Origin of the sequence: Rhodococcus sp. B10 (assembly GCF_011770055.1) — a bacterium.
Classification (GTDB): Bacteria; Actinomycetota; Actinomycetes; order Mycobacteriales; family Mycobacteriaceae; genus Rhodococcoides; species Rhodococcoides kyotonensis_B.
Genome location: NZ_JAAFYV010000004.1, coordinates 136,369 through 148,777 on the forward strand (window position 1 = coordinate 136,369; position 12,409 = coordinate 148,777).

3 protein-coding genes are annotated in these 12,409 nt (G+C 66.9%); 2 read left to right on the plus strand and 1 reads right to left on the minus strand.

What is annotated here, in order from left to right; all coding sequences use genetic code 11:
• Positions 1 to 60: 60 nt before the first annotated feature.
• Positions 61 to 9,612, minus strand: a complete 9,552-nt coding sequence (locus RhoFasB10_RS04205) for a non-ribosomal peptide synthetase (RefSeq protein ID WP_167675212.1) — start codon at positions 9,610 to 9,612, stop codon at positions 61 to 63.
• A gap of 361 nt (positions 9,613 to 9,973) precedes the next feature.
• Between RhoFasB10_RS04205 and RhoFasB10_RS04210 the strand changes: the two genes are divergently transcribed.
• Positions 9,974 to 11,749, plus strand: a complete 1,776-nt coding sequence (locus tag RhoFasB10_RS04210) for a DUF4012 domain-containing protein (RefSeq protein ID WP_167675214.1) — start codon at positions 9,974 to 9,976, stop codon at positions 11,747 to 11,749.
• 121 nt (positions 11,750 to 11,870) lie between these two features.
• Positions 11,871 to 12,404, plus strand: coding sequence for a hypothetical protein (locus RhoFasB10_RS04215; protein ID WP_167675216.1), 534 nt, complete (start codon positions 11,871 to 11,873; stop codon positions 12,402 to 12,404).
• Positions 12,405 to 12,409: the final 5 nt, after the last annotated feature.

Here is a 12,409-nt window from a genome sequence, read left to right on the forward strand (position 1 = left end):
GCTCCTAAACTCGAAAAATTCGTGTCGATAATTTCATAGCGTCGTACGGACTGCCTTTCCTCATGAATGCACGTCGCCTCCGACACCCGGCCCTTCGGCCGCCTGCGAAATCGACACCGCGCGCAGTTCTTCCCCGATCACACTCGCCCCCACCGGCCCCAACATCTCGTCGTGTTCGACGTCCAGACCGCGCACCCGAACCGGCCTGTCCACGAACGGGTGCCACTGGGATGCACCGTCGGAGTTCCGCGCCGAGAGGTAAATAGTATCGCCCGAGAACTTCTCGGGCGCATTCGCAGCGACCAGCGCGGGTGCAGCGACGACCGGTTCGTACATGCGGCGCAGATGTTCGCTGGTAACGGTGGCCGCGCCGGGATACGTCGCCGCCAAATTCCTCGAAATTGCTTCGAACGAATGACCCTCCGCCCCGAGATGACGACCGAGGTCCTGGGCCGTGAACTGCTCGGCGTTCTCGGGTTCGGTCAGATGCGCATCGACGAGAACAAGCGTCACCTCCCCTCCCCCTTTCTGGAGTCTCGTTCCAACGGCGTGCGCGATGACGCCGCCGAGGGACCAACCGAGCACGACGTACGGCCCGTGCGGACACACCGCGCGGATCTCGTCGGCGTAGCGATCCGCGTACTCGTCGATGGACGTCGGGGCGATCTCGTCTCCTGCCATGCCTGGTCGTTGCAGCCCGTAGATCGGCGCGTCGACGTGGGCGGCCAACGCTGCGTAACTCCACGCGATCCCGACGGCAGGGTGAATGCAGAACACCGGGATTCCGTCACGGCCGGGCGTCAGCGGGAGGAGCACGTCGAACATGTTCTGGGCCTGCATGTTCGACGACCGTTCGAGCCTGTCGGCCATCGCCGACACGGTGCGGTCGACGAACATCCATGCCACCGGGACTTCGCGGCCGAGAAGCCCGGAAAGCGCATCGGAAACCTGCACGGCCCCAAGGGAATGCCCGCCCAGATCGAAGAAATCGGCGTCGACGTCGACATTGTCGGGATGTATCCCGAGTACGTCGGCGAAAGCGGTGCACACGATTGTTTCCAATTCGGTGGAGGGTGTGCGAGTGGACGACGACGCGAGCACCGGGGCAGGCAGCCGACTGACGTCGATCTTGCCCGCAAGTGTCGTCGGTAGCGCGTCGACCGTCGTCACCGTGCTCGGAACCAGGTACGGCGGCAGCGTCCTTGTCAGAAACGTACGCAGACCGGCGTGCGTACCGTCCCCGGTGACGTACGCGTCGAGAACCGTGCCGGTGTCGCTTTGTCGACCTGTCACGAACGCCTGGTCGACGGCCGGATGCTGCAGCAGTGCGGCTTCCACCTCCGCGGGTTCGACGCGGTGCCCGCGAATCTTCACCTGGGTGTCCGCGCGGCCGAGGAATTCGAGGTACGGCCCGCCCGAACCGGCACGCCAGCGCACCACATCGCCCGTGCGGTACATGCGTGCTCCCGGCTTGCCCAGAAGGTCTGGTACGAACCGTGACGCCGTCAGCCCTGGCCGCGCGACATAGCCGTCGGCCAGCGCAGGTCCCGCCAGATACAGCTCGCCCACGACGCCCGTCGGGACCTGCCGCAGAACCGGGTCGAGAACCAACGCGTCGAAACCCCGCGTCGGCCAGCCGATTCCCGAGTCGACGCCGGCAGCGAGATCGTCGCTGCACGTACCCATGATCGTGGCCTCGGTGGGACCGTACGCGTCGAACACCGATCGGCCGGACGCCCAACGTCGGATCAGTTCGGAGCCGGCGACGTCCCCGGCCATGATCACGGTCGTGACGGTCGGCGCTGCAGCCGGATCCGTGGCGGCAAGGACAGCGGGCGTGAGGCAGACATGTGTCACGCCGGCCGTGGTCATGAAGTCCGCGAGTTCGCGTCCTGCACGCACGGCAGGCGCGACGAACAGGGACGCACCCGAACCTGCCGCGAGCAGCATCTCGAACACCGACGCGTCGAAGCCCGGGGACGCGAACTGCAGCACCGCCGACCGATCATCGACGCCGAACGTCTCGCGTTGTGACGCCACCAGATTCGCGATTCCACGTCCGGCCACGCGCACACCTTTGGGCGTCCCCGTCGACCCGGAGGTGTAGATGACGTAGGCCGGGTCGTCCGGCGTGGGCCGTACCGCAGCCGACGGCGAGGACGTCGAATCCGGAGGCAGCCAGTGGGTTCCGTCGCAGATCGGCTCGTTCGACACACCCACGAGCGGCGCGGCTTCGCTCACGATGTCGGCGATGCGGGACGTCGGATGCGCCGGATCCACCGGAAGGAATGCAGCGCCGGTCCTGGCGACGGCCCACACCGCGACGACGTGATCGATCGATCGTGGCAGTGCCAGTACGACGACCGTTCCCGGGCCAGCTCCGCGCTGCAGCAACGCGTAGCTCAATCCCGTTGCACGCGCGTCGAGTTCGCGATAGGTGAGGTGATCCGACCCGTCGACCACGGCGGTCGCGTCGGGCCACCGGCTGACGGCGTGGTCGAAGACGTCTGTGAGCGTGCAGAATTCGGAGACGCCGACCGTGTGTGCAGGAAGCTGACCGTACGTACCGAGGACGTCGATGCGCCTCAGCTCGGTCGTGGGCTCGCGCACGACGGCCCGTAGCAACGCCGTCAGGCGCGACGCGACCATGCGCACCGTGTCCACGTCGAACCGCCCAGGCGAGAACGCAATACTGCCGGTCATGGACGCGTCGTCGAGCACGATCTCGAGATCGAACTGGGTGTCGCCGGTGGGGAGCGGGCGAACGACGAGGTCGTCGACGACCGGCTGCGACGAGACCGACAGCAGGACTTGGAAGAACGGGTGGCTCTCGCCCCGACGCGGCGGCGCCAGATGCTCCACGACGTCGTCGAACGGCACGTCGGCGTGCGCGAATGCATCGAGGTCGCGACCGCGCACATCCGCGACGAACTGCTCGAACGTGAGCGCGCGATCGATCGGAGTCCGGAGAACGACTGTGCCGACGAACATTCCGACGAGATCGTCGAGCAACGGACTGGTGCGACCCGACACCGGGGTTCCGACGGCGACGTCGTCCGTGGACGCGAGATCGGCGAGCAGCAGGGCGACGGCTGCATGGACGACGACGAAGGTCGTCGCGCCGAGGCGACGTGCCAACGCCCGCAGTTCGACGGCGGTGGCGTCGTCGATCGTGAAGTCGGCCGGCGTCGCCGGGCCTTCTGCCGTGGGAGCGCCGCTCGGAAGTTCGAGGTAGTCGGGGAGTCCTTGCAACGCCTGCTCCCAGAATGCGAGCTGTGTCGGCGCGACGATGTCGAGGATTTCACGGTGCCAACGACGGTAGTCCGCGTAATCGACTGCGACGTAGGGTAACTCGGGCGATCGACCGTCGAACCGGGCGTCGAGCGCGACGCGCACGTCCCGCACCAGTGGTGCCACGGATGCACCGTCGACCGCGATGTGATGAGCGACGACGACGAGGTCGACGTGCTCGCGTCCCGAGTCCACGAGTGCGACTCGAACCGGTGCGTCGACGGTGAGGTCGAATCCGGCATTCGCGATCCGATCGATGTCGTCGACCCGCAGTGCGAGATCGGGAACCACGTCGTCCGCGGCGCGCACCGACACGACAGGCCCCGGCGCATACACCGTCCGTAGCGGCTCGTGTCGGTCGAGCACGTCCACGATCGCTCGACGCAGGGCACGGGTGTCGACGTCGCGCGGCAGCGCTAGCGCGAACGCCAGGTTGTACGCGCTGGATGCACGGTCGAGTCTGTTGTGCAACCAGATTCGCCGTTCGGCGGCCGACAGATCGGTGCTGCCGTCCGGGCTGTGCCGCAACACCGGCAGCGCCACGCGACGGCCCGACGACGTATCGAGCACAGCGGCAAGCGTTCTCGCCGTCGGCGCGTCGAACAACGTACGGAGCGAGACCTCGACCGCGAAGGTGGATCCGATGCGTCCTACTGCCCGCAGCGCCGTCAACGAATCACCGCCGTGCGCGAAGAAGTCCGCGTCGACGGTCAGGTCGTCGACACCCAGCACGTCGGACAGAATTCCCAGCACGATGCTCTCGCGCAGGGTGCGCGGCGACCCTTGTTGTGTAGCAACGACATCCGGGGCCATCAGCGCGGCTCGGTCGACCTTGCCGTTCGCGGTAACGGGGATGTCGTCGACGAACTCGATCATGGCAGGAACCATCGACGCAGGCAGCCTGCTCGACGCCCACGCTCGCGCATCGACCGCCGCGTCGCCGACGACCCATGCGACCAGCCGTTCGTCTCGCACATCGGCGACCGCACGCGTCAGCGACGGATGAGACGTGAGGGCGGCTTCGACGTCGCCCAATTCGACGCGGACGCCACGCAGCTGCACCTGCGCATCGGCTCGCCCGACGAAGTCGAGGGCACCATCGGGCCGTCGACGGACCAGGTCGCCGGTGCGATACAGCCGTCGTCCACCGGCACCGGCGACGAACGACGCGGCAGTCGCCGCCGCGTCGCCGTAGCCCCTCGCCACGCCGTCACCACCGAGGTAGAGCTCACCGATCGCGCCGAGCGGAACCGGATGCAACCGGCCGTCGAGCACGAGCGCGTCCACCGAGTCGAGGGGTGCACCGATGGTGGCCGTCGTCGTGAGCGGTTCGGTCAACGTTGCGACGACGGTCGACTCCGTGGGCCCGTAGGCATTCAACATCGTTCGTCCGGTCGACCATTGCCCAACCACATTGTCCGGCAGCACGTCCCCGCCGACCGCGACGGTGGTGACGGTGTCGACGGGCGGCACCGTGGCCAGCAGAGCGGGAGTCGACAGAAAGTGTGTGACGCCGTGTGCGCGCAGGTACTCCGCGGTCTCGACGCCCCCGGCGAGCGTCGGCGGTGCGACCACCAACGTCGCGCCCGAACCGAATGCCAACAGAATTTCCAGCACAGCAGCGTCGAAGTTGAGTGAATACCCCTGCAACACTCGTGATTTCGACGTGACGCGGTATCGCGGAACCGCCTGGCGCGCAAGCGCATGCACCGCCCGGTGGGTGACGGTCACCCGCTTCGGCGTGCCGGTCGACCCGGAGGTGTGTACGACGTAGGCGGCATTGTCCGGTCTCAGCGGCCCCCGCCTGTCGGCATCTGTGACCGCCGCGTCCCGGCATGCACCCGCATCCGCCTCGGACACCCACGTGACGTCGGATTCGGATCCACCGATTCCCAGCGACGTCCCGCGGAGCATCTGAGCGCGCCGCGCCGCCGGGTACTGCGGATCGACCGGCATGAACGCCGCACCGGACTTCACGACGGCCCACATCGCGACGATGTAGTCGGCGGAACGTTCGAGGGAGATCGCGACCGTGGTTTCCGGACCGGCGCCGTGACCGATCAGACTGCGCGCCAGTCGATTCGATCGCCGTTCCACCTCGTCGGCTGTCACGGCCACGGTGCCGTCGAGGTCGACCGATCGGAAGACGTCGAGCAGCGTGCCCTCCCCCGCACGTGCATGGCTCGGGGCTGTATCCCCGACGACCCATTCGATGTCGCCGACCACGACGGTCGGGTCCGCGGCCACGGTCCCGAGAGTGCGTTGGAACGCCGCGACGAACGCGTCGACGGTCTCACGTCGATACATGTCCGACGCGTACTCGAGCCACCCGTCGATGCTGTTCTCGGATTCGGTCAGCACGAGTCCCAGATCGAACTCGGACACGTTCTTGGATCCGGTGACGACGTCGGACGGCAGATCGACCTGGTTCTCGTACGACAGCATGATCCTCGGCGCAGCGTGCCGAATGTCCGACAGCGCAGCGAGATCCGACCGTCCGACCTGATCGAGCAGTTCGACGAAGGTCGCCTCCCGGTCGACCTGCACCACGAGTGGGACCGTCAGGGCGAACATGCCGACCATGTCGACGGTGTCCGGGTGCGTGCGCCCCGACGTAGGTGTGCCGATCACCGTTCGGCCCAGTCCGCTGAATCTGGCCAGGGTCATCGCGAAGATGCTGTGCACGACCATGAACGGTGTGACACGCGCGTTCTGCGCGAGCATTCTCACATCGTTCACGGCAATGTCGACGGGCCGTCGAGAGATGTGCAGGCTCCCGCGCGTCCCGTCCGCGGGCAGGTACGCCGTCGGTGCGTCGTCCAGCGGAGCGACGTCGACGTGGGCGTGGTTCGATGACGCGAAGTGCGCGTACTGCACGGCGAGCGGTTCCCAGTCCGGCGGCCGGCCGACGCCGCGGGCCTGAAACGCGCGTGCGAAATCCCGGAGCACCACCTCGACCGATCGACCGTCGACGGCGATGTGGTGCGCGACGATCGCCAGGGCGTCGCCGTCAGGAGTGCGCAGTACGGTGGCCCGGAGAGGGACCTCGGCGGTCAGGTCGAACGGCGTTGCCGCACAGAGGTTCAGGCCGGCCTCGATGGACTCGGCGTCGAGCTCGGGTAGGTCGATCAGCGCCTGGGACACATCGACGACAACCTGATGCGGTCCGTCCTCGTCCGCCGGAAAGTACGTGCGCAGGACGTCGTGGCGCCCCAGAACATCGCGGAGTGCCGCGATCGCGTTCTGCGCCTGTCCATCCGGAAGACGAACGGCCACCGGCAACGCGTACACGGTATACTCGTTCGTTTGCTCGGCCATCCAGATGCGGAACTGCGCCGCCGACAACGGAACCCGATCCGGTACGACGACGGACGCCAGAGGCGTCATGGGCACTGCGTGTCTCTCGTCCAGCAGCGCCGCGAGAGAGGCGACCGTCGGGTGCCGGAACAACTCGGCGAGCGTCACCGACGTGCCCAGCCTGGCCAGCACGGTCGACGCGGTCAGCGAATCGCCGCCTGCATCGAGCAGGTTGTGGTGGCGGCCGACCCGGTCGATGCCGAGGGCGGTCGAGAACATCTCGGCCACAGCAGTTTCCGTCGGCGACATCGGTGCTTCGTACTGTGCGTCGTCGTCCGGGTTCGACAACGCCCCGCGGTCCGGTTTGCCGCTGGGGGCAAGAGGAATCTCGTCGACGGCGGTGATCGTGGACGGCACCATCCAGTGTGGCAGTGCGGATCTGACATGTGCATCGAGATTGGCGACATGATCGTCTTCGTCGACCACGACGAACGCCACCAGCGACGTACCGCGAACGACGACGACGGCATCGCGCACCGAACGATGACGCACGAGGCACGCCTCGATTTCTCCGAGCTCGATGCGTCGACCGTTGACCTGCACCTGAGTGTCGGTGCGGCCGAGAAACTCGAGTACGTCTCCGGCCGCCGAGGTCCGCACCCGATCACCCGTGCGGTACAACCGCTGCCCGATCGTGAAGGGATCGGCAACGAATGTTGCTGCCGTAGAACCGAATCGCCGATCGTAGCCGCGTGCGATTCCGTCGCCACCGAGATACAGCTCGCCGACGCCTCCCGCGGCCACGGGGCGCAGCGCTCGATCGAGAACCACTGCCCGCACCCCGGGAATCGGACGGCCGATCGCCACCGGTTCGTCCACGCGCATCGGCGCGGACACCGTCGCCACCACGGTTGCCTCGGTCGGACCGTACGCGTCGAGCATGGTGTGTCCCGGCGCGAACCGGTCACGGAGCGCGGGTGGGCAGACGTCGCCCCCGACGTCGAACACGGCGACGCCGTCGAGATCCTCCGGTGCCAGCGTTGCGAGTACCGCCGGCGCGGTGATCAGGTGGGTGATGCGTTCTGCCGCAATCAGATCGGCGAGTCGTCGGCCGGACGTGACGTCGCGCGGCGCCACGACGAGGGTGGCGCCCGCCGCGAAGGCCATCAGCATTTCCTGGATCGACGCGTCGAACACCGGAGATGCGAGGTGAAGCACCCGCGACGTGCGGTCGACGCGGTACTGCTCGACGACCGCATCCGCGAGTGCGGCGAGGCCGCGGTGAGTGACACTGACGCCCTTGGGAATTCCGGTGGTTCCCGACGTGTGCACGACGTACGCCTCGTTGTCGACCGACGCCGACGCCACCACCGGGGCCGCGTCGGCGCCGGGGCCGATCCACCGGATGTCGTCGCACACGGGCTGCACGTCCGTGAGTCCGAGTCGTATGTCGGCGGCGTGCATCATGTCGATGGACCGTGGGTCGGTCGGGTCGACCGGCACGAACGGCGCCCCTGCCCGTGCGACGGCCCAGCACGCGATGACAGACCGGTGCGATCTGGCCATCGCGACCGCGACACGCACCTCCGGACGCGCACCGGCGGCCGCCAGTTGTTCTGCCAGACGATCGATTTCGCCGAGCAGCCGATCGTAGGTGTACGACGTCTCACCGTACCGAAGCGCAACATCGCCCGGCCGCCCGCGGAGCAGTTCGGGCAATGTGCGCGGCGGGACCGGTGCGGGAACACAACCGAGATCGGTGGGCGGGAGTGCGATCGCCGACACCTCATCACCGTCGTCGGCGGCGACGAACGCGTCGAGCACCGACAGAAAGCGGTCCCGGTGCGTCGTCAGTGCGGCGACGTCGTACAGCAGTGGGTTCCCCAGCAGGTCCACCCTGGTGCTGGCGCCCGGGAGGCCCGGATAGACGTTGACCATGATGTCGTCGACAGGGCCGCTGGACAGGACGTGGTAGTCACCGACCGTGTCGCCGAGACGTATCTCGTTGCCGAAGGTCATGATGTTGACGGTCGGGCCGAAACTGTGTCCGGCGTCGTAGCGTTGATGCCGCAGAGCTCCCGAGAGTGCCAGTTCGACGCGGCGGCGCACCTCGCCCACGGTCGTCGTCGACGGGACGGCAACCCGAAGGGGCACGACGTTCGCGAGCATGCCGATCGACGCTCGTAGCCGCGCGGTCGTACGACCCGAGACGGGAAGGCTCAGCACGACGTCGTGCGTGTCGGTCATGCGCGCGAGGTACAGCGCGAACGCCGCGAGGACGTCCGGAACACGCACCGCAGCAGTGTCTTTCAGTGTGGCACCGACCGAGATCGCCGCGCCCCCGACAGGGGCGGACCGGCCCGCGAGCCACACCCGTTCGGGACGGTTCGCGAGCACCGCCTCCCAGTAGGTCCGGTCCGACTCGAATCGCGTCGAGTTCTCGTACGCCAGTTCGTGGTCTCGGATGGCCCGTAGGGAGAGCCCACGCGTCGGCGGGATCTCGGCGCCGTCGATCATCGCCGCGTACACGGCGGCCGTGCGTTCCCACAGGGCGATCGCGCCGAGCCCGTCCATGACGACGTGGTGCACCCGACTGAACCAGAACCATCTCCTCGGACCGACCTGCAGCAATTCCGAGATCATCAGTCGATCGTGGAGCATGTCCACCGGTTGTCGGCAACGAGACTCCATGTACGCCAACGCAGTTCCGATGGGATCCGCCTCGCCGGTCAGATCCCGATACTCCAGGCCGTACGTCGCGTGTCGATCCACCTGCTGGTACACGACGCCGTCGCGCTCGAAGAGACTCACGATCGGCGATTCGAGCTCCCGCGTCGTGACGTACGAGGCGCGGGTCAGCGTCGGTACGTCGATGCCCCCGACGACATCGACGTACTGAGCAATGGTGAACGGGACGTGCGGATCCACGGTCTGCGCGAGGTAGATGTCGGCCTGCGCGGGAGACAGCGGGAAGGCGCTGGGGGCAGGCGAGGGCGCCGCGACACGAGTCGATTTCGACGCCACACGATCCCCTCCCGACAAGGGCCGAACGAATGCGAGCTGAATAATCCCGCTCGTACAAGTTAGTTCTTTTCCATGAATTGTTCTACTCGGTGAATGAGCCCGAATTCCGTATATGAATCGATATTTCGGGAGATTTCGACGCCGTCGCTTCGGCGAAGCCCCTCGAATCGTCCTATCGCCCGTTTCGCAGGTGAGTGGCCGTGCAGATGCCAGTTCGCATCCGAATTGAACGACGTCGTGCCACCCGTTCCACGACGTCCGGGATGGACAAAAATCGTCATCACGCTACGATCACGGAGAATTCACACTCATTCTCGAGTACCACGCGGTCCGGTTTTCTCCCGTCAGGAGCATTTCTGTCATGTCCGATAATGCGCACAGTGGAACGCCCGCGTCGGGAAGAAGACGTCCTTTACTGATCGGACTCGCCGTCGCAGTCCTGATCGTCGTCGGCTTCGGGGTCTGGCTCGGCTACTGCACGTATTCGGCACGGACGAATCTCGAGACGACTCGCGACGCCGCGACACGAGCCAAGGATGCGTTGCTGACCGAAGACGTGCCTGCCGCCCGCATTGCTGCCGCGGAAGCCGCGGATGCTGCCGACGCGGCGCGCGCGAACACGTCGGCATTGCCGATGACGGTCGCGGCAGCGGTTCCGTGGCTCGGCAGTCCGGTCGACACCGTCGTGCAGATCACCGACGTCGTGCACGGTCTTGCAGTCGACGTGCTGGAGCCTGCGACGGAAGCAGGCGCCACCATCTCGCCCGACAGCGTCGTCGAGGGCGGGGGCCGGGTGAACCTGCAGGCTCTGTCCGACGCGGAACCCGTTCTCGCGCAGACTTCTGCGGCTGCGGACGAGTTGTATCGGCGTGCGCAGTCCATCGACGACCCGGCGTTCCTGTCCGTGGTCGCTGATGCCCGCGAACAACTGCAGAATCAGACGCACGATCTCGCGAGCCTGCTCGGAAACACCTACACCGCAACCCGTCTGCTGCCGAAGATGATGGGCGCCGACGGTCCGCGTTCGTACTTCCTCGCATTCCAGACGCCTGCGGAGGCACGCGGAACCGGCGGGCTCATCGGTGGGTACGGAATTCTGCGCGCCGAGAACGGTACGGCGGAGATCGACAAGCTCGGGACGACACGGGAATTGAAGTTCGCCGAGCGCCCGATCGACCTCGGACCCGAATACAACGCACTGTGGGGACCGCGGAACACGACCGTCGACTTCCGAAACTCCAACGCGAGCGCCAACTTTCCGTACGCGGGGCAGATCTGGACGTCGATGTGGACGGAGCAGACCGGGGAGTCGCTCGACGGTGCCATCGCGACGGACCCGATCGCACTGAGCTATCTGCTCGGTGCCACGGGCCCGGTCCGGCTGGCCGACGGCGAGGAGATCACCGCGGACAACGTCGTCGAGGTGACGCTGTCCAGTTCCTACGCACGCTTCGGCGACGACCAACTCGCGCGCAAGATGTATCTGCAGGAGATCGCAGCGGCCGTCGTGACGAAGATGACGAGCGGGGTCGCACCCACCCGCGCGCTGATCGACGCTCTCGGCCGCGCCGGAAGCGAGGGACGCATCGCCGTGTGGAGCGCGGACGCGTCGGCGCAGGAGATTCTCGCCGGCACCGCCATCGGACACGCGCTTCCCGACGACCCGGCGCCGTATGCCGGAGTCGTCGTCAACAATGCCGGCGGCAACAAGCTGGACTACTACCTGACACGCGACATCACGTACACGGCCGAGGCCTGCACCGGGCCGACACGGAAGTCGACTGTGACGGCCACGCTCACCAACAACGTCCAGGCCGATGGACTGACCACGTACGTCGCCAGCACGTTCCTCCAGGGCGTGCCGTACGGGACCAACGAGTCGATCGCCTACCTGTACGGCACCCAGGGCGCGAAGATCACGTCGATGTCGATCGACGGCGCACCCGCGTTCTCGGTGCAGAGCGGCACCGAACTCGGCCGTCCGGTCAAGGCGGCGTACCTGTCCATCGCACCAGGCGAATCGTCGACCGTCACGTGGGAGCTGGAGGAGCCTTCGGTGCCGGGACAGGCGAGCGTCCCGGTCCAGCCGCTGGTCGACACCCCTGCCGTCACCGTCGACGTCCCCGAATGCCGGTAACCGTTCCTGAAATTTTCCAGTGATATTTCCCAACCTTCGGGTGCTGGCTCGACATCGAGACCCCTGAACTGTGAATGTGGAGGCGATACGCGTCCACGAACAGTTACGGAGATGTACCCGCATGTTGCCGAAGTCCCGACCGGTCTGGTCCGTCGCTGCTGCCCTCGCTGTGGGGACGGTCGGCCTGGTCGGCTGCAGCTCCGACAGCGGCTCCGACGAAGCAGCTGCCGACACGACGACGAGCGCCGCGCCGTCCCAGGCCGCGGGCGGCAGTGATCCGTCGAACGAAGTCTGCGCCAAGCTGCAGGACATCTCGGATTACGAGATGCAGTCGATGCAAGCCCTGGCCGGCGCCGATCCGGCGGATTGGCCTGCGCTGCAGTCCGCGCTGACGGCGTACTCGTCCGGTCTGGCCGAGCACTACGACCCGGCCATCGACGTCGCCGACGAGCAGACCGCATCGGACCTGACCAAGCTGCGCGACGCCAGCGCCGCCGCCACCGCGAGCGCGGCCGACGCGCCGTCGTACGAGGTGTTCAACGAGCAGTCGACCACGTCGATCGACGTCGACACCGCTCAGGCCGCCATCGATGCGAGCAACCGCGTCGATCAGTACGCGCAGAGCACGTGTGGTTTCTCGATCAACCAGCAGTAGTGCGG

What these genes read in the sequence shown, in the direction of transcription:
- RhoFasB10_RS04210 (WP_167675214.1), top strand. Translation starts at nt 9,974, where the DNA reads ATGTCCGATAATGCGCACAGTGGAACGCCCGCGTCGGGAAGAAGACGT.
- RhoFasB10_RS04215 (WP_167675216.1), top strand. Translation starts at nt 11,871, where the DNA reads ATGTTGCCGAAGTCCCGACCGGTCTGGTCCGTCGCTGCTGCCCTCGCT.